The 22,235-nt window shown below is 73.6% G+C and carries 21 protein-coding genes; 10 read left to right on the forward strand and 11 right to left on the reverse strand.

Translation table 11 applies throughout. The features are described from left to right. Window positions 1–48: 48 nt before the first annotated feature. Window positions 49–645, reverse strand: coding sequence for a redox-sensitive transcriptional activator SoxR (gene soxR, locus IEY78_RS20415; protein ID WP_229700076.1), 597 nt, complete (start codon window positions 643–645; stop codon window positions 49–51). A gap of 163 nt (window positions 646–808) precedes the next feature. Between soxR and IEY78_RS20420 the strand changes: the two genes are divergently transcribed. Then, the gene (locus IEY78_RS20420; RefSeq protein WP_189100334.1) at window positions 809–1,270 is read left to right on the forward strand and encodes a MaoC family dehydratase; all 462 of its coding nucleotides are present in this window, start codon (window positions 809–811) and stop codon (window positions 1,268–1,270) included. Window positions 1,271–1,348: 78 nt separating this feature from the next. Here the strand turns inward: IEY78_RS20420 and IEY78_RS20425 are convergent, their stop codons facing one another. Both IEY78_RS20425 and IEY78_RS20430 read right to left on the reverse strand, forming a co-directional pair. Then, window positions 1,349–1,918: a mycothiol transferase gene (locus IEY78_RS20425; RefSeq protein WP_189100336.1), complete on the reverse strand. Its 570-nt coding sequence runs from the start codon at window positions 1,916–1,918 to the stop codon at window positions 1,349–1,351. A 377-nt stretch (window positions 1,919–2,295) separates the two neighbouring features. After that, window positions 2,296–2,949, reverse strand: coding sequence for a TetR/AcrR family transcriptional regulator (locus tag IEY78_RS20430; protein WP_189100338.1), 654 nt, complete (start codon window positions 2,947–2,949; stop codon window positions 2,296–2,298). 153 nt (window positions 2,950–3,102) lie between these two features. Here IEY78_RS20430 and IEY78_RS20435 point away from each other — a divergent pair, with 153 nt between their 5' ends. Then, window positions 3,103–3,750, forward strand: coding sequence for a TetR/AcrR family transcriptional regulator (locus tag IEY78_RS20435; protein WP_189100339.1), 648 nt, complete (start codon window positions 3,103–3,105; stop codon window positions 3,748–3,750). Between the two features lie 59 nt (window positions 3,751–3,809). Here IEY78_RS20435 and IEY78_RS20440 read toward each other — a convergent pair whose 3' ends face one another. The 4 genes from IEY78_RS20440 to IEY78_RS20455 all read right to left on the reverse strand — a co-directional run bounded on the left by IEY78_RS20440 (window position 3,810) and on the right by IEY78_RS20455 (window position 8,920). Then, window positions 3,810–4,907 carry a Zn-dependent alcohol dehydrogenase gene (locus IEY78_RS20440; RefSeq protein ID WP_189100340.1) on the reverse strand — a complete coding sequence of 366 codons (1,098 nt, stop codon included), beginning with the start codon at window positions 4,905–4,907 and terminating at the stop codon, window positions 3,810–3,812. A gap of 121 nt (window positions 4,908–5,028) precedes the next feature. Continuing rightward, window positions 5,029–6,423 (reverse strand): aldehyde dehydrogenase family protein, encoded by a 1,395-nt coding sequence (locus tag IEY78_RS20445; protein WP_189100341.1) that lies wholly within the window; start codon window positions 6,421–6,423, stop codon window positions 5,029–5,031. 190 nt (window positions 6,424–6,613) lie between these two features. Further along, entirely contained in the window at window positions 6,614–8,062 is a 1,449-nt protein-coding gene (locus IEY78_RS20450; protein ID WP_189100342.1) for a CitMHS family transporter, read from the reverse strand. A gap of 198 nt (window positions 8,063–8,260) precedes the next feature. After that, window positions 8,261–8,920: a TetR/AcrR family transcriptional regulator gene (locus IEY78_RS20455; RefSeq protein ID WP_189100343.1), complete on the reverse strand. Its 660-nt coding sequence runs from the start codon at window positions 8,918–8,920 to the stop codon at window positions 8,261–8,263. Window positions 8,921–9,058: 138 nt separating this feature from the next. Here IEY78_RS20455 and hmgA point away from each other — a divergent pair, with 138 nt between their 5' ends. Both hmgA and IEY78_RS20465 read left to right on the forward strand, forming a co-directional pair. Further along, a complete protein-coding gene (hmgA, locus tag IEY78_RS20460; protein WP_189100344.1) occupies window positions 9,059–10,414 on the forward strand; it encodes a homogentisate 1,2-dioxygenase in 1,356 nt (451 codons plus the stop codon). Between the two features lie 16 nt (window positions 10,415–10,430). After that, a complete protein-coding gene (locus tag IEY78_RS20465; RefSeq protein WP_189100346.1) occupies window positions 10,431–11,177 on the forward strand; it encodes a GntR family transcriptional regulator in 747 nt (248 codons plus the stop codon). A 672-nt stretch (window positions 11,178–11,849) separates the two neighbouring features. On the opposite strand, the gene IEY78_RS20470 is transcribed toward IEY78_RS20465, so the two are convergent. Next, window positions 11,850–13,241, reverse strand: a complete 1,392-nt coding sequence (locus tag IEY78_RS20470) for an MFS transporter (RefSeq protein WP_189100348.1) — start codon at window positions 13,239–13,241, stop codon at window positions 11,850–11,852. 220 nt (window positions 13,242–13,461) lie between these two features. Between IEY78_RS20470 and IEY78_RS20475 the strand changes: the two genes are divergently transcribed. After that, window positions 13,462–14,712 carry a type ISP restriction/modification enzyme gene (locus tag IEY78_RS20475; RefSeq protein WP_189100350.1) on the forward strand — a complete coding sequence of 417 codons (1,251 nt, stop codon included), beginning with the start codon at window positions 13,462–13,464 and terminating at the stop codon, window positions 14,710–14,712. A 257-nt stretch (window positions 14,713–14,969) separates the two neighbouring features. On the opposite strand, the gene IEY78_RS20480 is transcribed toward IEY78_RS20475, so the two are convergent. The 3 genes from IEY78_RS20480 to IEY78_RS20490 form a co-directional block, all read right to left on the reverse strand. Next, entirely contained in the window at window positions 14,970–15,233 is a 264-nt protein-coding gene (locus IEY78_RS20480; protein ID WP_189100352.1) for a hypothetical protein, read from the reverse strand. A 272-nt stretch (window positions 15,234–15,505) separates the two neighbouring features. Next, complete coding sequence (locus IEY78_RS20485) at window positions 15,506–16,312, reverse strand: SGNH/GDSL hydrolase family protein (RefSeq protein WP_189100353.1); 807 nt, start codon at window positions 16,310–16,312, stop codon at window positions 15,506–15,508. A gap of 261 nt (window positions 16,313–16,573) precedes the next feature. Further along, on the reverse strand, window positions 16,574–17,284 hold the full coding sequence (locus IEY78_RS20490; protein ID WP_189100354.1) for a YoaK family protein: 711 nt from the start codon (window positions 17,282–17,284) through the stop codon (window positions 16,574–16,576). A gap of 245 nt (window positions 17,285–17,529) precedes the next feature. Between IEY78_RS20490 and IEY78_RS20495 the strand changes: the two genes are divergently transcribed. The 5 genes from IEY78_RS20495 to IEY78_RS20515 all read left to right on the forward strand — a co-directional run bounded on the left by IEY78_RS20495 (window position 17,530) and on the right by IEY78_RS20515 (window position 22,197). Continuing rightward, window positions 17,530–17,958: a hypothetical protein gene (locus tag IEY78_RS20495; RefSeq protein WP_229700077.1), complete on the forward strand. Its 429-nt coding sequence runs from the start codon at window positions 17,530–17,532 to the stop codon at window positions 17,956–17,958. A gap of 1 nt (window position 17,959) precedes the next feature. Then, a complete protein-coding gene (locus tag IEY78_RS20500) occupies window positions 17,960–19,078 on the forward strand; it encodes a GNAT family N-acetyltransferase (protein ID WP_189100355.1) in 1,119 nt (372 codons plus the stop codon). A 451-nt stretch (window positions 19,079–19,529) separates the two neighbouring features. Continuing rightward, window positions 19,530–20,345: a glycosyltransferase family 2 protein gene (locus tag IEY78_RS20505; RefSeq protein WP_189100356.1), complete on the forward strand. Its 816-nt coding sequence runs from the start codon at window positions 19,530–19,532 to the stop codon at window positions 20,343–20,345. Next, window positions 20,342–21,397 (forward strand): glycosyltransferase family 2 protein, encoded by a 1,056-nt coding sequence (locus IEY78_RS20510; RefSeq protein ID WP_189100357.1) that lies wholly within the window; start codon window positions 20,342–20,344, stop codon window positions 21,395–21,397. The genes IEY78_RS20505 and IEY78_RS20510 overlap by 4 nt, the downstream gene beginning before the upstream one ends. Before the next feature lie 29 nt (window positions 21,398–21,426). Continuing rightward, a complete protein-coding gene (locus tag IEY78_RS20515) occupies window positions 21,427–22,197 on the forward strand; it encodes a polysaccharide deacetylase family protein (RefSeq protein ID WP_189100517.1) in 771 nt (256 codons plus the stop codon). Window positions 22,198–22,235 lie beyond the last annotated feature (38 nt).

Raw genomic sequence — 22,235 nt, forward strand, 5'->3', positions numbered from 1 at the left:
GGGGTGCGGGGGGGCGCCCCGCCCGGGGGCCGCCCGCCCGCACCGCTCTCACGCCTCGCCCGGACAGCACCCCGGACCGCCGCCCGGCGCCGCACCCCGCTCGCCCGGCCGCCCCGGCCCGTCCGGCCCGGCCGCGCTCTCCTGCGGGTCGTCGGCCCGCCGCTGCGCCCCCGCCGGGTCGGTGGCGCTCCGGTCGACCCGCAGCCGTCGCGCGCCGGGCCCCTGGGCGCCGAGGCTGTCGTAGGGGTTGGACAGCGCGCAGGTCTCCAGCGAGAGGCAGCCGCAGCCGATGCAGTCGCTCAACCGGTCGCGCAGTTCCTTGAGTTGGCCGATCCGCTCGTCCAGCTCGGCGCGCCAGACCTCGGAGAGCCCGGCCCAGTCGGCGCGGTTGGGCGTGCGCTCGTCGGGCAGCTGCGCCAGCGCGTCACGGATCACCGCGAGCGGGATCCCGACCCGCTGCGCCGCCCGCACGAACGCGACCCGGCGCAGCGCGTCACGGGTGTAGCGGCGCTGGTTGCCCGCCGTCCGGGTGCTGCTGATCAGCCCCTTGGACTCGTAGAAGTGCAGCGCGGAGACCGCGGCGCCGCTGCGCGCGGAGAGCTGACCGACGGAGAGTTCATGGACCTGGTACGGAAGCTGGGGCACGGATCCAGCCTAGGCGCTGCCTCCGGCGCCACCCGGGACGCGTCCGGTGGTCCGGAAAGCGTTGACAGTGGGCACCCCCACTCCGCATGCTGAGCAAGCGCTTAGTATGCGCCCCCGGCCGGTGTGTGGCAGCGGCGGATGGATCCCGAGGAGGCAGACGGAGATGGCACAGCCCCGAGTATTCGGATCGCTCGACGAACTGCGGGCCGCGGTCGGTGAGGAGCTGGGCACCAGCGACTGGCTGGAGATCGACCAGAAGCGGATCGATCTGTTCGCGCAGGCCACCGGCGATCACCAGTGGATCCATGTGGACCCGCAGAAGGCGGCGGACGGCCCCTTCGGCACCACCATCGCGCACGGCTATCTGACGCTGTCGCTGCTGCCCGCCCTGGTGCCGCAGCTAATGCGCGTGGACAACGTGAAGATGGGCCTCAACTACGGCTCCAACAAGGTGCGCTTCCCGGCCACCGTCCCGGTCGGCTCCCGGCTGCGCGCCACGGGCCGGATCGCGGAGGTGGCCGAGGTGTCCGGCGGCGTCCAGCTCACCACGGTCGTGACCGTGGAGCGCGAGGGCGGCGAGAAGCCGGTGTGCGTCGCGGAGACGGTCAGCCGCTTCTACCTGTAGGACGGCGGGCGCCCGGCTACCGGCCCGGCGCCCCACGGACCGGTGCCGGGGCCCCTCGCGGAGCGGCCCCGGCCCCCGTCACTGCCCCACCCTGCCGTCGACGCGTTCGCGCAGCAGGTCGGCGTGTCCGCAGTGCCGGGCGTACTCCTCGATCCGGTGCACCATCAGCGCCCGCACGGCGATCTGGTCCTTCCCCACCCGCTCGCCCAGGTCCGGGTGCGCGGCCAGCGCGGCGTCGGTCGCGGCCTGCTCGCGCTCCAGATCGGCGTACGCGGCGTCGACGGCGGACTGCTCGGCGACGACCCCGTCGAAGTCCGCGTCCCGCGCGCCGTACAGCTTCGGCAGCGGGGCGCCGTCGACGATCCAGTTGCGCCAGTCCCGTTCCACCTCGGCGAGGTGCCGCACCAGGCCGAGCAGCGACATCGTCGACGGCGGCACCGACCGGCGGGCCAGCTGCTCCGCGTCCAGGCTTTCGCACTTCATCCGCAGGGTCATGCGGTAGTCCGCCAGGAAGCCCCGCAGCGTCGCCAACTCGCCGTCCGGACCGGCGCCTTCGCTGTCGCGGGGGTCGTCGTCCGGATCGGCCCACATGTCGGGGTGGACGGTGGCCTGGCTCCATCGCGCGGGTGCGTCAGTCATGCGGGGCATGTTGCTCCCGGGCGGCCCGGGTTCGCCACCGAATTGCGGCCGACGGCGCCCCCTTTCGGCCGGTGGGAGCTGCCCGAGGACCGCGAGGCGCTGCCGTTCGGCGGCGTCGGTGTCACGGGCGATCGCACGGCTCCGCTCCACCTGCTCCCTGCCGTACGCGGCGGCCGCGGCGCGCCGCCGGGAGCGGATCCGCCGTATCTCCGCGGCGATCGCCCGAGCGGTGTCCTCCAGGTAATCGGTGTGCCTGCCGGACCACATGCCGCCCCCCGGTGGCTGCCGTTCGGATCGGCTCGGCCCGATCCGGACAACTGGCCCTTGTCGTCGGTGCAGCACACCAGGGTCGGCGGCCGGCGGCAAGAGGCCCGCCGGCCATCCGCTCAGTGCGAGGCGCCGGTGCTCCGGCCCGGGTCCGGTGCGCCCACCATCCGCAGCACGAGATCGGCGTAGAGGGTGCCGACCTCGTCGGGCGTGCGCGGGCCGTCGGCGGTGAACCACCGGGCGACGTCCACGCACAGCGACAGCACCGCGAGGGTGGTGCCCGGGACATCGTCGGCCCTGAACTCCCCGCTGTCCGCGCCGTCCTGGATGATCTGCCGCAGCAACCGGTCGGTCCGGCGGCGCAGGCCGGCGATCTCGGTGTAGTGCTCGGGGCCGAGCGCCTGGAGTTCGTACTGGATGACCCGGGCGGTGGTGTGGTGCTCGGCGTGCCAGCGGGCGAAGGTGCGCACGGCGTCGCGCAGCCGCTCGGTGGCGCTGCCCTCGGCCCCGGCGGCGGCACCCATGATGCGCAGCGCCTTCTCGTGGCCGATGCCGCTGATGCGGTAGAGCAGCTCTTCCTTGGTCTTGTAGTGGATGTAGAGCGCGGCCGGGCTCATGCCGGCGCGGCCGGCGATGTCGCGGGTGGTGGTCGCGTGGTAGCCGCGCTCCGCGAAGGCCTCGACGGCGGCGCCGACCAGCCGTCGCGCGGCGTCCGGGGTCACCCCGGCCCACTCCTCGTGCTCCTCTTCGGCCCGCTCCGCCGCCGCACCCATCGCGCTCCCCGCTCCTCGGTCCGCCAGGGACCCTCCTCTGACGGATCGAACACCATATCGCGCCGCTGAGCAAGCGCTTAGGGTCCGGCCGGGTGCGGGAACGCTTAATTAGCGCTGCTAGTTTTCGCCGCCGCAGCCTCTACCATGTACGGCATGGCCCGACCCCGCAAGCCCCTGCTGAGCCGCGCACGCATCGTCTCCACGGCGCTGGCGCTCATCGACTCCGAGGGGCTGCCGGCGCTCTCCACCCGGCGTCTGGCGGCGGAGCTGGGCGTCAGCGGACCCTCCCTCTACAACCACTTCACGACCAAGGACGAGATCCTCGACGCGGTGGCCGACACGGTCATCGCCCAGGTCGACGTCTCGGCGCTGGCCTCGGGCGGCGACTGGCGCACCGGGCTGCTCGACTGGGCCCGCTCCTATCGCGCGGCGCTGGCCGCCCACCCGCAGATCGTGCCGTTCCTCGCCCAGGGGCCCGGCCGCCGCCCCGCCGGGCTGGCGATGGCCGACGCGGCGTTCGGCGGCATGGTCGAGGCGGGCTGGCCGCCCGCCCAGGCCACCCGGGTCTGCGCGATGGTCCGCTACTTCGTCGCCGGCTCGGCGCTGGGCTCGTTCGCCCGCGGCTTCGTCGACGACCCGGGCGCCTACGACCCCGCCGACTACCCGCACCTGGGCCAGGCCCATCTGCTGGCCGAGCATCAACGGCAGGTGGACGAGGGCGCGTTCGAGACCGGGCTGCGCGCGCTGGTGGACGGCCTGGCGCTGGCGCACCCCGGCCTCGTCCCGCCGGACGGCGGCTGACCGGCCGTCACCGGCCCTCCGGCGCGGCCCGACCCGCCTCGGCAGCCTCGTCGGACGCCTCAGAAGACGACCAGCGCCCGCCCGCCCTTGCCGGCCAGCATCGCGTCGAAGGCAGCCGGGATACCGTCCAGGCCGATCCGCTCGGTGACCAGCGCGGACAGATCCAGCGCACCGGAGCGGACGTGCTCGGCGATGACGGGCAGATCGCGGGCGGGGTCGCTGTTGCCGTAGACGCAGCCGGAGAGCGTCCGGCCGAAGTAGAAGAGTTCCAACGCGGAGAACGTCACCTGCTGCTCCTGGCCGCCGATGCCGACCACCGTCGTACGGCCGCCGCGGCGGGTCGCCGACCAGGCGGCGCGGATGGTGTCGGCGCGGCCCACGCACTCGATCGCGACATCGGCGCCCACTCCCCCGGTGAGCCCGCGGATCCGCTTGGCGCCCTCCTTCTCGAAGAACGCGGCGTCCGCCACCAGGAACTCGGTGGCGCCGGCCGCCCGGGCCAGCTCCTCCTTCGCCGGTGAGGCGTCCACGGCCACGATCGGGCCGGCGCCCGCGATCCGCGCCGCCTGCAGCGTGGCCAGGCCCACCCCGCCGACACCGAGGACCACGACCGACTCCCCCGCGCGCACCCGGGCGCTGTGGTGGACGGCGCCCCAGCCGGTGAGCACCGCGCAGCCCAGCAGCGCGGCGTCGGCCAGCGGCACCCCGTCCGGCAGCGGCAGCGCGGCGTGTGCGGGCACCACGGTCTCCTCGGCGAACGCTGCGGTGCCCAGGCCGGGGTAGAGCGCGGTGGTGCCGTCGGCGAGGGTGGCGTACGGGGAGCCGGCGGCGAGGCCCGCGCCGGCGCACAGCCACGGCTCGGCCAGTCCGCAGTAGTGGCAGTCGCCGCAGGACGGCGCCCAGTTGAGGACGACCTGGTCGCCGGGGGCCACCGTGGTCACGTCGGGGCCGACCGCGGTCACGGTCCCCGCGCCCTCGTGTCCGAGGACCGCGGGGGCGGGCTGGCGCAGGGTCCCGTTGGACAGCGACAGATCCGAGTGGCACACACCGGCGGCGGCGAGCTTGATGCGGACCTGGCCGGGGCCGGGTGCGGGCAGCTCGATCTCGGTGACCCGGAGCGGGGCGTTGACGGCGGACAGGACGGCGGCGCGGACCACAGGATCTCCTCGGTGCGGAGGACGGGCGGAGGGAGGGGACGGACGGGGCGGGCGGACGACGGGCGGGCGGGCGGGCGGTGAACGGCAGGGCATCCCGCCGTCCGCCGCCCGCCCCGCCGGCTCAGAACTGGAGCGACTTGGTCTGCAGGTATTCCGTCAGGCCGTGCGGGCCCAGCTCCCGGCCGATGCCGGACTGCTTGTAACCGCCGAACGGGGCGAGGGGGTTGAAGCGGCCGCCGTTGATGTCGACCTGCCCGGTGTCCAGCCGGCGGGCGAACGCGGCCGCCGTGGCGTCGTCGCCCGCCCAGACCGCGCCGGCCAGGCCGTAGACGGTGCCGTTGGCGATCCGCACGGCGTCGTCCTCGTCCTCGTACTCCAGCAGCGCCAGGACCGGACCGAAGATCTCCTCCTGGGCGATGCCCATCTCCGGGGTGACGTCGGCGAAGACGGTCGGCCGGACGTAGTAGCCGGGACCCTCGAGCGCCTCCGGGCCGCCCGCCACGACGCGGGCCCCCTGGGCGATGCCCTGCTCGATGTAGCCGCGGACCCGGCCCTGCTGGCGGGCATTGACCAACGGGCCGACGCGCTCGCCGGGCACGTACTTGGCGGCCGCGGCGGCCGCCAGCTCGACGGCCTCGGCGTAGCTGTCCTTGTGGACCAGCATCCGGGTCCAGGCGCTGCACGTCTGGCCGGAGTTGGCCATGACGTTGGCGACGCCCACCGCGACCGCCCTGGCCAGGTCGGCGCCGGGCAGGATGACATTGGCGGACTTGCCGCCGAGCTCCAGCGCCACCCGCTTGACCTCGGCGCCCGCGAGCGCGCCGATCCGCCGCCCGACCGCCGTCGAGCCGGTGAAGGACACCAGGTCGACGCCCTCGTGCGCGGCGAGGGCCTGCCCGGCGACCGGGCCGAGGCCGGTGACCAGGTTGAAGACGCCGGCGGGTATCCCGGCCTCGTCGACGCACTCGGCGAAGAGCCGGGCGACCAGCGGGGTGTCCTCGGCGGGCTTGAGCACCACCGTGCAGCCGGCCGCGAGGGCCGGGGCCACCTTGGCGACGATCTGGTGCAGCGGGTAGTTCCAGGGCGTGATCGCGCCCACCACCCCGACCGGTTCGTGCAGCACGGTGGAGTTGCCGATCTTCTCCTCGAACGCGTACGTACGGGCGAGTTCGGCGTAGGAGGCGCAGACCGCGAGCGGCACCCCGGCGTGCACGGCCTGGCTGAAGGCGAGCGGCGCGCCGAGTTCGGCGGTGACGGTCCCGGCGATCTCGTCGGCGCGCGCGGTGAGCCGGCCGTGCAGCGCGGCCAGCCGGTCCGCGCGCTCCCCGGGCGGGGTGGCGGCCCAGCCCGGCAGGGCGGCGCGGGCGGCGTGCACGGCGGCGTCCACGTCGGCCGCGGACCCGGCCGGGACGGTGGCGATGACCTGTTCGTCGGCCGGGTTGACGACCTCGATCGTCCCGCCGCCCGCGGCGGGCCGCCAGCTTCCGTCGATGTACATCGCGTCGTGCTGCTTCACGTCGTGATCCTCCCGTGGCGCCGGTCGTCGTCCCCCCAAACTAGCGCCGGTAGTTTTGCGTGCGCCAGGGAGCCCGCCGTCCCCCGGGCCGGGGCGACGGCGGGCACGAGCCTACGAGGCGTCCGCAACATCCCCTTGTGGGAGGGGGTGCGGGCCCCCGCGGCCGACCCCCGGGCCGGGTCCCGCCCCGCTAGATGATGCCGAAGAGCAGCCCCGCCCCCAGGACCACCAGCGAGGTCAGCGCGGCCCATTTGACGGTGAACCGGGTGTGGTCGCCGAACTCGACCTTGGCCATGCCGACGAGGACGTACACGGCGGGGACCAGCGGGCTGGACATGTGCAGGGCCTGGCCGACGAGCGAGGCCCGGGCGATCTCGACGGGGGTCACGCCGTGGGCGGCACCGGCCTCCGCGAGGATCGGCACGATGCCGAAGTAGAAGCCGTCGTTGGACATGAAGTAGGTCAGCGGGATGCTGAGCACGCCGGTGACCAGGCCCATGTGCGGGCCGAGCGCGTCGGGGATGCCGCCGACCAGCCAGCGGGCCATGTGCTCGACCATGCCGGTGCCGGTGAGCACCCCGGTGAAGACGGCGGCGGCGAAGACCATGCCGGAGACGTTGAGGACGTTCTCGGCGTGCGCGGCGACCCGGGCCCGCTGGTCCTTCATCTGCGGGAAGTTGACGGTGAGCGCGAGGGCCGCGCCGAGCAGGAACAGCACCGGGATCGGCAGCGCCTGGAGGATCAGCAGGGTGAGCAGCGCGACGGTGAGCGCGGCGTTGAACCAGTAGAGCTTGGGGCGCAGGGTGGCGCGCCGCGGGTCCAGCGCCTGGAGGTCGGCCTCGTCCGCGCCGTCCGGGGAGCCGGCGGACGCGGCGGCTCCGGAACCGCTGCCGGCGCCGCCCGCGGTGCGCGAACCACCGGACGGGACGCCCCCGGTGCCGACCGCACCCGCACCGACCAGGACCGGCTCGCCCTCCTTGACGTCCACGTCCTCGGTCACCTCCCGGGTGTCGCCGAGGGTCAGCACGCCGAGCCGCTTGCGCTCCCGCCGGCCGAGGACGTACGCGAGGACGAAGACCGCGAGCAGGCCGACGGCCAGGGCGGGGATCATCGGGATGAAGATGTCGCCGGCGTCGAGCTTGAGGGCGGTGGCGGCGCGGGCGGTGGGGCCGCCCCAGGGGAGGGTGTTCATCACGCCGTTGGCGGTGGCGGCGACGCAGGTCATGACCACCAGGCTCATCTTCAGCCGCTTGTAGAGCGGGTAGAGGGCCGAGACGGTGATCATGAAGGTGGTGGAGCCGTCGCCGTCGAGCGAGACGATCGCGGCGAGCAGCGCCGTGCCGACCACCACGCGGACCGGGTCGGCCTTGCAGAACCTCAGGATGCCGCGGACGACCGGGTCGAAGAGTCCGACATCGATCATCACCCCGAAGTAGATGATGGCGAACATCAGCATCGCGGCCGTGGGGGCCAGGTCGCCGATGCCCTTGAGGACGTAGTCGCCCAGGTGCGCGCCCTGTCCGACCAGGACACAGAACAGCGCGGGAATCAGCACGAGCGCTGCCATCGGTGACATCTTCTTCATCATGATCAGCGCCAGGAAGGTGGCGATCATGACAAATCCGAGGATTGTCAGCATCAGTGGTACCTCACGTTCGCCCTTGAACATCTGCCGGGGGTGGCGGTTGGGCTGACGTTAGGTGCCGCAAACTTTTGTTAACAAGGCCTTGACGCGCGAGCAATACGAGCAAAACCCCAGGTCAATGCGGATCTCCCGGAACGGCAGGGCCGCACCGCCGCGCCATGGCAGCCTCCGCGCCCCCGCCGGGCCGCGCCCTCACTCCCGGTCGTGGACCGTCCCGCCGCCGTCCAGATAGCGCACCAGATAGGCCCGCAGCAGCAGCTTGGTCTCCCCGACGATCGCGGGATCCCCCTCCGGATCCGTACGGAAGGCGAGCTGGAGCAGGGCGTCCGCGGTCTCGACGCCCACCAGGAAGGCGGTGCGCAGCCGCTGGTCGGCGGGGTCCAGGCCGAGCGGTTGGGCGAAGAGGCCCAGCAGCCGGTCGGCCACCTCGTAGTTGGCCTGGCGGGAGGCGCGCGGGGCGGGGACGGTGAACTCCACCAGCGCGAAGCCCGGCACCGTCCGCTTCATGGCGAGGTATTCGTCGATCACCACGTCCATCGCGCGGTGCCACTGCGACGACGCGGGGTGCGGGGTGGCCAGCCGGGCGGTGATGCGGTCCGCGTAGGCGTCGAGGTTGCGCCGGGCGAGGGCCTCGGCCATGGCGCGCTTGTTGGGGAAGAAGCGGTAGACGGAGCCGATCGGAACACCGGCCCGGACGGCCACCGAGCGGGTGCTCAGATTCTCGTAGCCGGTCTCCTCCAGCACATGGGCGCAGGCGTCCAGGATCCGGGCCAGGCGCTCGGCGCTGCGCTGCTGGACGGGGGCGCGGCGGAGGGAGCCGAGCGGCGGGGCGGGGCGCGGGGGCTGCTGCACCCGTCCATCCTGCCCGGCGACCGGGCCGGCGGCGGGTAACCGTGGCGTTCCGGCCGCGCGACCGGGAGTCTCCGTTGACGGCCCCCCACCTGAATCCTAATGTCTTGCATAGGATTCCTTGAGCGGCGGGAGCACGCGATGACCGGCACGGGCAACGAGCAGGCGCGGAAGACAGCCGAGGCGCTGGCGTACAGCACCGGCTTCGGCAACGAGCACGGCTCGGAGGCCGTCCCCGGGGCACTGCCGATCGGCCGCAACTCCCCCCAGCGCGCCCCGCTCGGCCTCTACGCCGAGCAGCTCAGCGGCTCGGCGTTCACCGAACCGCGCGGCACCAACCACCGCTCCTGGCTCTACCGCATCCGCCCGTCGGCCGCCCACCCGCCGTTCGCCCGCGCCGCGCAGGGCGCCCTGCGCTCGGCGCCGTTCACCGACTGCGTCCCCGACCCCAACCGGCTGCGCTGGGACCCGCTGCCCGAGCCCGCCGGCCCGACCGACTTCCTCGACGGCCTGTGGACCCTGGGCGGCAACGGCGACGCGTCCCGGCGCAGCGGCATGGCCGTGCACCTCTACCGCGCCAACACCTCCATGGACCGGCGGGTGTTCAGCAGCGCGGACGGCGAGCTGCTGATCGTGCCGGAGCGCGGCGGGCTGCTGCTGCGCACCGAACTCGGCCTGCTGCGCGCCGAACCGGGCGAGGTGGCCCTCATCCCGCGCGGGGTCCGCTTCCGCGTCGAGCTGCTGGACGCCGCGCCCGACGGGCGGGGCCCGGCCGCGCGCGGCTATGTCTGCGAGAACTACGGCCGGCCCTTCCAGCTCCCCGACCTCGGCCCGATCGGCGCCAACGGCCTCGCGAACGCCCGGGACTTCCGCGCGCCGCTCGCCGCCTACGAGGACGTCGAGGGCCCCGTCGAGGTCGTCAACAAGTTCTGCGGCCACCTCTGGACGGCGACCTACGACCACTCCCCGCTGGATGTCGTCGCCTGGCACGGCAACCACGTCCCGTACGTCTACGACCTGCGCCGCTTCAACGTCCTCGGCTCGATCAGCTACGACCATCCCGACCCGTCGGTCTTCACCGTCCTCACCTCCCCCTCCGACACCCCGGGGCTGGCGGGCGTGGACTTCGTGGTCTTCGCGCCGCGCTGGCTGGTCGGCGAGGACACCTTCCGTCCGCCGTATTTCCACCGCAACGTGATGACCGAGTACATGGGCCTGATCGAGGGCGCCTACGACGCGAAGGCCGCCGGGGAGGGCGGCTTCGTCCCGGGCGGCGGCTCGCTGCACAACATGATGTCGGCGCACGGGCCGGACCGGGAGACCTTCGACCGGGCGAGCGCCGCCGAACTCCAGCCGCAGAAGATCGACGACGGCCTGGCCTTCATGTTCGAGACCCGCTGGCCGCTGACCCTCACCGAGCAGGCCCGCGACGCCGGCCATCTCCAGCAGGGCTACGACGACGTGTGGCAGGGTCTCCAGCGCCATTTCCGTCCGTGACACCGGGGAAGACCTCGTGACCACCTTCGCTCCCGACTCGCTGGACCTGAACCGCAAGCTGCCGCTGTGGTACCAGGTCTCGCAGTCGCTGCGCGCCTCCATACTGGGCCGCTCCCCCGAGGCGCCGCTGCGGCTGCCCACCGAGGACGCGCTCGCCGCGCACTACGGCGTGAGCGTGCTGACCATGCGCCAGGCCCTCAAGGAGCTGGAGGCGGAGGGCCTGATCAGCCGGCACCGGCGGCGCGGCACCTTCATCGAACCGAGCGCGCAGCGCGGTGCGCCGGTGCGTCTGCTGGGCTCCGTGGACGCGATCGTGGCCCAGCAGTCCGGGATGAGCACCGAACTGCTGGACCACGGCCCCACCCCCGTGCCGGCCGAACTCGCCGGCCACTTCCCCGGTGTGACCGAGGTGACCGGCTTCCGCCGGCTGCGCAGCGACGAGAAGACCGGCGAGCCGACCAACCACGCCCACAACTACGTACGCCCCGAGATCGCCGCCCGCATCGACCCGGCGGACCTGACCCGCTGGCCGATGACGAAGGTACTGCGCGACGTGGTGGGCGTACGGATCAGCCGCATCACCGACACGGTCGAGGCCAGACTGGCCGACCCCGAAACCGCCCGCCTCCTGCGGATCCCCCTGCTCAGCCCGATCCTCCACTACACGGGCATCACCTACGACGACGCGGGCCACCCGGTCGACGTGGCCCGCATCCACTATCGGGGCGATCGCTTCTCCTTCACGGTGACGCTGGACGCTTAGTCTTTTTCCCACGTAGTCGGCTGGCCCGCCGTGTTGTTGCGCGCCGTTTTACGCCCGCTTCGCGGTGCGCCTCCGCTGCGCGGGGCTGTTCCCGCGTTGTCGGCTTTCCCGCCGTGGGGGTTTTTCGCCGTTGCGCCTGCGGCGGGCCGGTTCGCTGCGCTTGACCGTTTCTCCCGCGTTGTCTTCTGCGGCGCCGCAGTGGCTTCTCGCCGTTGCGCCTGCGGCGGGCGGTGGGTGTTGGGTGCGGTGACGGACCTCCGGGGGTGGGTGTTCGGACTGCTTCGCTTTACGTCCGAACACCCACCCCCTCCGGCCCGTCCCCTCCCGTGGGGGGAGAAGTATCGGTGGGTGGGGGCGGGCGTCGTGCCCGGCCGGAGCCTCTGTCCGTCGTCGGCCGTTTCGGTACGACCACGAGGCGCGCTTGCCCATTCACGTGCACCCCCACCGGGCCTTTTCCCCACCCTCCAACGGGAGGGGGCGGGCCGGAGGGGCCTGGTGTGTGGACGTAAAGCGAAGCAGTCCACACACCAGGCCCCGCAGGACCGTCACCGCACCCAACAGCCCCGCGCAGCGGACCCGCCCGCCGCAGGCGCAACGGCGCGCGCACCGCGAAGCGGGCGAGAAACGGCGCGCAACAAACCACGGCGGGAAAGACAAAAACGTGGGAAGCCCTTAAATCCTTTCCAGGCTGCGCCCAGTCGTGCGGGGGCCCAGCAGTGCCACGTTCAGGCACAGCAGGAGCATCAGTCCCGCGGAGGCCGTGAAGACCGCGGCGGCGCCGAAGTCGTTCAGCACGCTCAGTGCAACGAAGGGCAGTACGACCGACGTGAGTCGGGACAGTGCGTAGGCGATGCCGATCGCACTGCTGCGCAGGGCCGTGGGGAAGAGTTCGGTCTGGTAGACGTGGAAGGCGTTGGAGAAGACGTTGCTGGCCACGGTCAGCAGGAAGCCGAAGGTGACGACGGCCCAGGAGGCGGTGGCGAAGCCGAAGGCCAGGCCGCAGGCGGCGATGCCGAGTGCGGAGGCGATGATCAGTGTCCGGCGCTCGATCCGGTCGATCAGCGGGACCGACAGCGCGGAGCCGACCGGATAGCCGCAGAAGCTCAGCGCCGCGTACAGCAGCGACTCGGTGACGGTGTGCCCCTTCGCGGTGAGGACCACGGGCGCCAGCGACCCGAAGCCGTAGTAGCCAACGGTCTGCAGTACCTGGAAGAGCCACCACATCAGGGTCCGCCGCCGCCAAGGGGCCCGGAACATCTCCCCCAGCGGCACCCGCCGTTGCCAGACGGTCTCCGTCTCGGGTACCGACGGCAGGCTGCCGCCGCTCTCCCGGGCCACCTTCTCCTCCAGCTCCGCCACGATCCGTTCGGCCTCCGCGTCGCGCCCCTGCACCGCCAGCCAGCGCGGCGACTCCGGAAGGCGGCGCCGCATCAGCTGGAGGAAGGCGGCGCCCAGCGCGCCGGCGAGCAGCAGCCAGCGCCAGCCCTCCAGGCCCAGCAGCCGGTGGGCGGCCACCAGGCGGGCCCCGAGCAGCGCGGCGACCGGCACGCCGAGGAAGCCGACGGTGTAGGCCCAGGCGATGTAGCGCCCGCGCACCGCCCGGGGCAGGAACTCGGCGAGGTAGGTGTCCACCAGCACGAGTTCGGCGCCGAGCCCCAGCCCGGCCGCGAAGCGCAGCGGCAGCAGCCAGGACAGATCCGGCGCGGCGGCGCTCAGCAGCGAAAAGACCGAGTACGCGGCCAGGTTGACCAGGAACATCCGGCGCCGCCCGAACCGGTCGGCGAGCACCGAGAGCACGGTGGCGCCGACGAACATCCCCAGGAAGCCGGATGCGATCACCCAGGACACCGCGGCGTGCCCCAGGTGCCACTGCCCGGCCAGTACCGCGGCCAGCACCCCGCCCAGGAACAGCTCGTAGAGATCGAAGAAGGCACCGACGCCGACGAGGAGGGTGAGCCAGCGGTGCCAGCGCGTCGGCGGCAGCCGGTCGAGCCGTGCGGCGGCCCGGGCGCCCGGGGCCGTTCCCCCGCGCCGTTCCGGCGTGGGCGAGGTGGTGTCCCGCATGACGCTCCTCCCCTGAGCAGGTCCCGGCGCCCCGCACGGAGCCAGGTCCGCGGCGGGTGGCCGGTCGTACGGCGAGGACCGTACTCCGCCAAGATCAGCAAGCGGAAGAGCACGAGGAGACCCGCCCCCAAGGAGTGGCGTGACCGGCCGACCCGGCACGCCCGCCGGGTCGCGTGGTTACCATGCCGGGGTCAACCGAACGGTCCGGGAGGGGCTCCGCGTGACGGCGAAGCAGGACGCGCCACGGCTGTCCGATCTCATGCCGTGGTCCGTGGCGCCGCTGCGGCTCGGCCGTTCCTGGGTGCGCGCGGCGGACCCGGCGACCCTGCGGGCCCGCTGGAAGGCGCTGGTGGAGGCCGGTGACACGGCCGCCCGCGAGCGGCTGTTCCGGCCGTCCCGCGCCCGCACCCTGCACTCCGCCGTCGGCCAGCTGCCGGGCCAGGCCACCGGGACCGGGCGGCTGCACCGCGCGAGCGGCCCCTGCCCCGAGCCGGTGCGGATCCTGCACGGTCCGTTCGACCAGCAGTGGCTGCTGCCCGACCACCGGCTGATCGACGGGGCCCGGCCGGAGCTGTGGCGGGTGGCGGACGAGCGGCAGCTGTTCGTCGTCGAGTGGGGGCAGGTCCCGCAGCTGTCCGGGCCCCCGGTGGTGTGCACCACGCTGCTGCCCGACGGGCGTTCGCCGGCCGGCCGCCCGGGCCGGATCCGCCCGTTCTACCGGCGGCCCGGCGGCCGGGAGCCGAACCTCGCACCCGGCCTGCTCGCCCTGCTCGGCCGGCGCCTGGACCGTGCGGTGGGCCCCGCCGACCTGCTCGCCTGGCTCGCCGCGAGCGCCCGGCACTCCCCCGACGGCTGCACGGTGCCGCTCACCGCCGACCCGGACGTCTGGGAGCGTGGCGTCGCGCTCGGCGGGCGGCTGCTGTGGCTGTGGACCCGGGGCGCGCATGTCCATGGCGCCCCGGGCGGATCGGACGGCGAGCGGCCCCGGATGCCCGGCGGCCGCCGCCCCTACGTCCGCTCCCCGCTCCCCGACCGGGGGCTGCCCCCGGCACCCGGCTACGACCCGCAGGAGGAGGCGCTGCTGCTGGGCGACGGCCGGATCTCCCCGGTGCCGGCGGGCGCCTGGGAGTTCCACGCGGGCGGGCTGCGGGTCGTCGAGACATGGTGCGCCGAGCGCACCGGCCCGGCCGCGGACGAGCCCGAGCCCGGCTCGCTGGCGGCGCTGCGCCCCACCGGCTGGCTCCCGGAGTGGACCTCGGAGCTGCTGGAGCTGCTGACCGTGCTGGCGCTGCTGGCCGAACTCGCCCCGCAGTGCGCGGAGTTGCACCGCGCCACGGACGAGGGCCCGCAGCTCGCGGCGGGGGAACTCCGGGCGGCCGGCATCCTGCCCGCGCCGGTCCACGCCCACCGCCCGGCCTCCGTGCTCGACCATCACGAGGAGGGGCCGGAGGGGCAGTTCGCGCTGCTGTGAGCCCGCGGGGGCGCGTGCCGAGGGGTGTGCGCGCACAAGAAACCACCCGTCGCGGCGCAACGGGTGGTGGGGAGTCCTGCGCCGGCCGGGTGGGGACGGGGCCGGGCGGATGAGCGGATCGGGGCAGCCGCGGGGCGGGGTTTCCCGCCCCGGCGAGCACACCGACACACTGCCGGCGCCCTGGGCCCGAGGAGCGGGTGGACCGCAGTGCCGCGCCGGGACGGTGTGATCGCCCGAGATGCCGCTTCAGCAGCGGATCAGCCGTGCCCCCCGAACAGCGAGCGCCGCAGCCTGCGCAGCGGCGCGAACAGCGACACCCTGGCGCCGCGGCTGTTCCTCGAACGCGAACGATCGCGCGCGGTCAGCTCCTGCATCAGCGAGGTCGCGCCCTCCACCTCACGCTGCGGGATGGCGGGGCCACCCAGCACGGCGAAATGGCGGTCGAGGCGCGCACTGGACGCACTGCTCCCGCAGTTGATGGCAGGGACACGCGCCCTGCTACGCACTGTTATCTGTTCCATGACTCTCCCCACCCTACGAGGGCACCCGGCCCGGGCAGGGTAACCCTATCTCTCTCTCAGGACACGCGTGCAGACCGGTCATCGGATTCACCTGCCCCGCTATGGCGTTGACGCACACCATACGGAATGTCACCTACACCGCGCGGACCAGGGCGAGTTGAGCGACCACCGGGCCGCACGGGCGGCCCGGTGGGGTCTCTGACGGGCCGCCGGGAGGTACGAGGGGAGACGCGGATCTCACCGCCCCTCCCCGGCGGCCGGCGGACGGGTGCTCACGCAGCGGAGGCGAACACCGGCAGATAGCCGCCGGACTGGCCGGCTGCGGTGGGGTGGTAGGACTCGTCGACGGGGAAGGTCACGCTGTGCAACCACGGGCTGCCGGAGCACAGCTCATGTCCGGAAAATGTGGCGTTGACATCGGCGAAGGAGAAGCCGTGGTCGGCGGCCCGCTTGGCCATGACGCCGTTGATGTCGTCGGCCGCGGCGTTGATCGCGGCGCGGGACCGCTCGGAGAGGCCGGCGATGCAGGTGCCGTTGAGCCGGTAGAAGTGCGGATAGCCCAGGACGACCACGCGGGCGGCCGGGGCCTTCTGGGAGATGGCGTCGTACACCCCGTCGAGCCGGCCGGGCAGGGTGCTGTCGATGAAGCTCCTGGCCTGGGCGACCCGGGACAGGCAGGCGCTCTCGCCCTGGAGCGCACAGGTCGTCATGGTGTCGGCGAATCCTGCGTCATTGCCGCCGATGGTGATGCTGACCAGCCCCGTGGAGTTGCTGAGCGGGCCGAGCTGGCTGCTGAGAACATCACCCGTTCGGGCGCCGGAGCAGGCGGTGAAGCGGAACGAGGAGGGGGAGTGCGCCGCGGCCCAGAGGGCCGGGTAGGACTTGGCGCTGCGCTTGCAGGAGCCGCCGGCACTGTCGTAGCTGCCGGCCCCGACACCGGAGGAGTAGGAGTCGCCGAGGGCCACATAGCCGGTGGCGGTGGGGAGTTGGGCGGACGCGGCGGCGCTCGCGCCGGTGAGCGCGAGCGCCGAGGTGACGAAGAAGGCGGACGTCAAGGCCGCGAATCGGGACAGTTTCATGGAACCTCCCTTAGCAGGAGCTCTGCCACCTCCGTGGTAGCAAGACTCGCGGGTAGCCGGAAGTGTCCATGCCAAAACTCATCATCAGTTCACGGCAAATCTCCCTTTCCGAGGCGATGTTCCCTCCGATGTCATCCGTTCACCCCGCCTCACCCGACACGTCCATGACCACCCCGATGGCGCACCGGGGAGCGCACGGCCGCGGGGCGTTCCCGGCAGGCGGCGGGGGCTCAGCACGGGGGCGGTGCACGCGACGGTCCGTCAGTCCTCCGTGGACGTGCGCCGGCGGGCCAGGCCGGGGACCAGCGCGGCGGTGGCCGCGACGGACACCGCGACCAGGGCGATCACCAGCATCGGGCGGGTGCCGAGACCCAGGAGGCCGGCGCCCAGGAGGCCGCCGGCGAACATCGCGCCGACCGAGGCCAGGCGGCGGCCCGCGACGTGGCTGCCGTAGCCCAGCCGCTTGTCGTGTCCCACCGGTGAGCCGCTGATCAGGGCGGTCATCGCCCGGGTCTCGACGGTGGTGGTGAGGTCGGGCGAGGCGATGCGCAGGGCGGTGACGTTGCGCATGCCCATCGCCACCGCCATCAGGCCGACGATGACGTAGCTCCGGCCCGGCGGCAGCCCGTGGGCCGGGCCCTGCTGCCAGGCCGCGGCCGCGGCGGCGGCCAGCAGCACCGCCTCCGTGACCAGTGCGGCCGGGAACCACGGGCGCCGGCGGCGGGCCAGCCCGGACTCCACCCGGGCCCCGAGCGCCGCCCCCAGCACGAAGGCGCCCAGCGAGACCAGCGTCGCCGCCACCGGTACGCCGCCCTGCCCGGCGATGCCGAAGCCGAGGAAGAGCAGATTGCCGGTCTGGGTGGCGGTGAAGACATGACCGAGCGCCAGAAAGCTGACGGCGTCGAGCATCCCGGTGGCCACGGTCAGACAGACCATGACCACCGTGAGGGGGGTTCCGCTCGGCGGCTCCACCAGCGCGGCTCCTTCCGGCGGGTCACCTCACCTCGCGGCACGTCCCCCCAGTCTCCGGACGGCGGCCCCGCGGCGGCGCCATTGCGCCGTCTGTGGGCGGCTCGCCGGCGCCGTACCGACAGCGCACGGCCGTCCGGTTGCGCCGTTTTCCGGCCGTCTGCGCGTCTTGACGGTGCTCCGAACGCTGCGCGACATTGAGGCCCGGCATCCGGTGCTTATGGGGGGCAAAGCAGCCAATGCAGCCAATGCACACCAAGACCATCCCGCACGGGGACCCGTACGACCGGCCGCCGTCCGGCGCACGAGGCCCGGTGGGCACCGCCGCCTCGCTGGCGCTCGGCGCGGCCGCGGGCGCCGGCGGCCTGGGCGCCGTCCTGGCGCTCGCCGGGGTCGAGTCGCCGCTGCGCGCGCCGCTCGCCCTCTTCTTCCTCCTGGCGGCACCGGCCGGCGCGATCGCCGCGGCGCTGGGCCGGATGGATCCGCTCGGCCGCGCGGTCGCCGCCGGGGCCGGGGCGCTCGCCGTCGATCTGCTGGTGGCGCAGGGCATGCTGACGCTGCATCTGTGGTCGATACGCGGCGGTGTGGTGGCGGTGGCGGTGTTCAGCCTCGCGCTGGCACTGGTGGGCGCGCTGCCGCAGCGGGCCGGCCGGGCTCCCGGGCGGGGGGCGGGCTGACATGGACGTCGCGGTGTACCGCCCCGGCGAGCTCCCCGGGGCCGACCGGAGCGCCTGGACGGCCCTGCAGTCCCGGGCACCTGCCCTGGGCTCGCCGCAGCTGGCGAACCCCTTCCTGTCCCCCGAGTTCGCCGAGGCCGTCGACCGCTGCCGCGGCGGGGTGCGGGTCGCGGTGCTCCACCAGGAGGGCCGACCGGCCGCGTTCCTGCCCTTCCAGCGCTCGGCGCTGGGCATCGGCCGGGCCGTGGGCCTCGGCGTCTCCGACGCGCAGGGACTGGTGCACCTGCCCGGGTTCGGGTGGGACGCCCGGGAGCTGCTGCGCGCCTGCGGACTGTCGGTGCTGGAGTTCGATCACCTGGTGGCCGGTCAGCAGCCGTTCGAGACGGCCTCGTCGGTCCGGCACGCCTCGCCCGTCATCGATGTGGACCAGGGCTTCGAGGCGTATCTGGCGGGGCTTCGGGCGCGGTCGCCGAAGTTCACCCGGACCACCCTCGCCAAGGAGCGCAAGCTCGGCCGGGACGTCGGACCGGTGCGCTACGTCCATGACGAGCGGGACCCGGCGGCGCTGCCGGCGCTGATGCGGTGGAAGTCCGCGCAGTACCGCAGGACGGGGCGCAGCGACCGCTTCGCACAGCCCTGGATCGTCCGGCTCCTGCGCCACCTCTTCCACACCCGCACCGACTCCTTCGCGGGGCTGCTGTCGGTGCTCTACGCGGGCGAGCGGCCGGTCGCGGCGCACTTCGGGCTGCGTTCGGACGCCGTGCTCGGCTGCTGGTTCCCGGCCTACGACCCGCAGTTCGCGAAGTTCTCCCCCGGGCTGGTGCTGCATCTGCGGATGGCGCAGGCGGCGGCCGCGGAGTCGATGGCGTATCTCGATCTGGGGCGGGGCGCCAAGGACTACAAGGACTCCCTCAAGACCCGTGAACTCACGGTGTCCGAGGGGTGGGTGATGCGGCCCCACCCGGTGGCGCTGGGCCACCGGGCCCGGCGCGCGCCGGTGCGTGCGCTGCGCAACGCGGTGCTGGCCAGGCCCGAGCTGTTCGCGTCCGCCGATCGTGTCCTCAAGCAGTGGGGGCGTCTGCGGTCGGGGGGCGGGGACTCCTCGGCCACGCGCCGCTGACATGGGGGTTCACCGCGTGGTGCGCAACGGCGCAACGGGGCGTGCGCCGGTGCATAAATACCGGCGTGCCTCGGTATGTGCGGGTGAATTACGCCAAAGGCCATTTCCGGCGGAAGATCTTGTCCTACAGTCCCAATTATCAATACCGACGCACATCCACCCGCAACGGACGATCATCGCAAGACGGCTCCTGGGGAGGGCCCCGGCGACACGATGAACCGTTCGGTGCGGTGCGCGGTGGGGGGGGTCCCGTACGCGGTTTTCGCTTGCCAATCGCGGCTTGCCGAGGACCGTGGCACGAGCCGCGCAGCCGTACGACGTATGCCAGCTCGCCCTGCTCGGACGGTGATCGCGGCCGTCCCGACCGGGGTGTGAACCCCCCTTTCGAACCGGATACCAGCACGGAACCGCCCGGGGGTGGGCGGTCAACCGGACGAGAGGGCAAGAAATCATGAGCGCGTTCCTTCGCCCGGCCGACGCGGACGAACCACCGCTGACGCTGCCGCCGGACCAGTCCGCCTACCGGCCCGTTTCCTCGCATCTGGCCATCGCACCACCGGTCAGTGTCGTCATTCCGGCGATGAATGAAGCGGAGAATCTCCCGTACGTCTTCAAGACCCTGCCGGACTGGATTCACGAAGTGGTCCTGGTCGACGGGAATTCCACCGATGACACGGTGCGGGTCGCCCGCGAGCTGTGGCCCGGCGTCACGGTCGTACCGCAGCGCGGCAGAGGCAAGGGGGACGCGCTGATCAGCGGATTCGCGGCCTGCACCGGCGAGATCATCGTGATGGTCGACGCGGACGGGTCGGCCGACGGCGCCGAGATCGTCAGCTATGTCTCGGCGCTGGTGTCCGGGGCCGATTTCGCGAAGGGCTCCCGGTTCGCCAACGGGGGCGGCACGGACGACATGACGGCCGTCCGCAAGCTCGGCAACCGCGTGCTGACCGCCGTCGTCAATGCCAAATTCGGCGCGCGCTATACCGACCTTTGCTATGGATACAACGCCTTCTGGCGGCACTGCCTGGACGAAATCGCCCTGGACTGCGCGGGGTTCGAGGTCGAGACGCTGATGAACATCCGGGTCGTCAAGGCCGGGCTGCGGGTGCAGGAGATCCCCAGCCACGAGTACAACCGCATCCACGGCGTCAGCAATCTGCGGGCGGTCCGGGACGGGCTGCGGGTGCTGAAGGTGATCCTGCGGGAGCGCGGCACACGGAAGAACCGCCCGGTCCGGCCGGCGATGATCACCGGGGAGGCGCGATGAGCCCGGCGCCGCGGATCTCGGTGGTCGTCTGTGTGCACACCGAGGAGCGCTGGGACGACATCCTGGCCGCGGTGGCCTCGGTGCACGGCCAGTCCCGTCCCGCCCATGAGCTGCTGCTCGTGGTGGACCACCACCCCGCGCTGCTCACACGGCTCGGGGAGCACTTCGGGGGCGCTCGCGCGGGCGCGTCCGCTCCCGGTGCTCCCGCAACTCCCCTGCGGATCATGGCCAATTCCGGACCCCGCGGGCTGTCCGCGGGCCGGAACACCGGCATCGCCGCGGCCGGCGGCGAGGTCATCGCCTTCCTCGACGACGACGCGGTGGCCGAGCGGGACTGGCTGCGGCACTTCGCCGAGGCGTACGCGGACCCGGCGGTGATGGCGGTCGGCGGACGCACCGAGCCGGTCTGGGCGTCCGGCCGCCGCCCGGCGTGGTTCCCCGAGGAGTTCGACTGGGTGGTGGGCTGCACATACCGCGGCCTGCCGCCGGGCAGGGTGCGGGTGCGCAACGTCCTGGGCGGCAACGCCTCCTTCCGCAGGTCCGCGTTCGACCTCGTCGGCGGGTTCGCCGTCGGCATCGGCCGGGACGGCGGACGGCGGCCGCTGGGCGGCGAGGAGACCGAGCTGTGCATCCGGATCACCCAGGCGGTGCCCGGTGCCGTGCTGCTGCTCGACGACCGGTCGGTCATCCACCACCGGGTGCCGGCCGAGCGGCAGCGCTTCGGCTACTTCCGCAGCCGGGCGTACGCGGAGGGCCTGTCCAAGGCGCTGGTGGCGCGGAGCGTCGGCGCCCGGGACGGGCTGGCGACCGAGCGGCGCTACGCGACCCGGGTGCTGCCCGCCGGGGTGCTGCGCGGGGTGCGGGACGCGCTGCTGCGCCGGCCGGGCGGCGCCGGCCGGGCGGGCGCGATCGTCGCCGGGGTGGCGGCCGCCGCGGGCGGCTACGCCCGAGGCGCCGCGAGAGCCCGAAGAGGGTCAATAGCGTTCAGACACCGAGGAGTTGGCGGGGACGGGAACGGCGCGGGCGCGGTGCGTGAGGAGGCGGCGGCGTGAGCGTGCGCCCCTGCGCGGTGCCGGTGCTGATGTACCACGCGGTCGCCGTGGCACCGGCGCCCGCCGTGCGCGCCCTGTCCGTCCCGCCCGAGGCGTTCGCCGCGCAGCTGGCGGTGCTGGCCGACGGCGGGTTCACCCCGCTGACCACCGCGGGTCTCGCCGCCGCCTGGCGGACGGGCGGGGCGCTGCCCGAGCGGCCCGTGCTGATCACCTTCGACGACGGCTACGAAGGGGTGTACCGCCATGCGCTGCCCCTGCTCGCCCGGCACGGCTTCCCGGCCACGCTCTTCGTGACGACCGGGTGGCTGCGCGGCCCGCACGACACCGGGGGCGCGCCCGACACCATGCTCGACTGGGATCAGGTGCGCGAACTGGCCGCGGCCGGGGTGGAGATCGGCGGGCACAGCCACGGCCACCCCCCGCTGGACGACCTCGGCGACGAGCGGCTGCGGCACGAGGTGCTGCGCTGCAAGGAGATCATCGCCGAGGAGACCGGGGTGCCGCCGGAGTCCTTCGCCTACCCCTACGGGCACTCCGGCCGGCGGGTGCGGCGGACGGTGCGCGGCGCGGGGTTCCGGCAGGCGCTCGCGGTGGGCAACGCGCTCGCCGACCGCCGGCAGGGGCCGTACGCCCTGGCCCGGATGACGGTGCGGCGCGACACGGGGATCGAGGAGTTCGCCCGGATCGTCGAGGGCCGGGGCGTGCTCCGCGCCTTCGCCCGGGACCGGGTGCTCACCAAGGGGTACGCGGTGGTCCGCAGAACACGGCAGGCGGTCCGGCTGTGCACGCCGGGCGACTGAGCGCGCCGCGGAGGGTCCGCGGCGGAGGAGAGGGCGAC

The sequence above is a fragment of the Streptomyces kronopolitis genome (genome assembly GCF_014646275.1).
Taxonomy (GTDB): Bacteria; Actinomycetota; Actinomycetes; order Streptomycetales; family Streptomycetaceae; genus Streptomyces; species Streptomyces kronopolitis.

What these genes read in the sequence shown, in the direction of transcription:
- IEY78_RS20420 (WP_189100334.1), top strand. Translation starts at nt 809, where the DNA reads ATGGCACAGCCCCGAGTATTCGGATCGCTCGACGAACTGCGGGCCGCG.
- IEY78_RS20425 (WP_189100336.1), bottom strand. Translation starts at nt 1,918, where the DNA reads ATGCCCCGCATGACTGACGCACCCGCGCGATGGAGCCAGGCCACCGTC.
- IEY78_RS20430 (WP_189100338.1), bottom strand. Translation starts at nt 2,949, where the DNA reads ATGGGTGCGGCGGCGGAGCGGGCCGAAGAGGAGCACGAGGAGTGGGCC.
- IEY78_RS20435 (WP_189100339.1), top strand. Translation starts at nt 3,103, where the DNA reads ATGGCCCGACCCCGCAAGCCCCTGCTGAGCCGCGCACGCATCGTCTCC.
- IEY78_RS20450 (WP_189100342.1), bottom strand. Translation starts at nt 8,062, where the DNA reads ATGCTGACAATCCTCGGATTTGTCATGATCGCCACCTTCCTGGCGCTG.
- hmgA (WP_189100344.1), top strand. Translation starts at nt 9,059, where the DNA reads ATGACCGGCACGGGCAACGAGCAGGCGCGGAAGACAGCCGAGGCGCTG.
- IEY78_RS20470 (WP_189100348.1), bottom strand. Translation starts at nt 13,241, where the DNA reads ATGCGGGACACCACCTCGCCCACGCCGGAACGGCGCGGGGGAACGGCC.
- IEY78_RS20480 (WP_189100352.1), bottom strand. Translation starts at nt 15,233, where the DNA reads ATGGAACAGATAACAGTGCGTAGCAGGGCGCGTGTCCCTGCCATCAAC.
- IEY78_RS20485 (WP_189100353.1), bottom strand. Translation starts at nt 16,312, where the DNA reads ATGAAACTGTCCCGATTCGCGGCCTTGACGTCCGCCTTCTTCGTCACC.
- IEY78_RS20495 (WP_229700077.1), top strand. Translation starts at nt 17,530, where the DNA reads ATGCACACCAAGACCATCCCGCACGGGGACCCGTACGACCGGCCGCCG.
- IEY78_RS20500 (WP_189100355.1), top strand. Translation starts at nt 17,960, where the DNA reads ATGGACGTCGCGGTGTACCGCCCCGGCGAGCTCCCCGGGGCCGACCGG.
- IEY78_RS20505 (WP_189100356.1), top strand. Translation starts at nt 19,530, where the DNA reads ATGAGCGCGTTCCTTCGCCCGGCCGACGCGGACGAACCACCGCTGACG.
- IEY78_RS20510 (WP_189100357.1), top strand. Translation starts at nt 20,342, where the DNA reads ATGAGCCCGGCGCCGCGGATCTCGGTGGTCGTCTGTGTGCACACCGAG.
- IEY78_RS20515 (WP_189100517.1), top strand. Translation starts at nt 21,427, where the DNA reads ATGTACCACGCGGTCGCCGTGGCACCGGCGCCCGCCGTGCGCGCCCTG.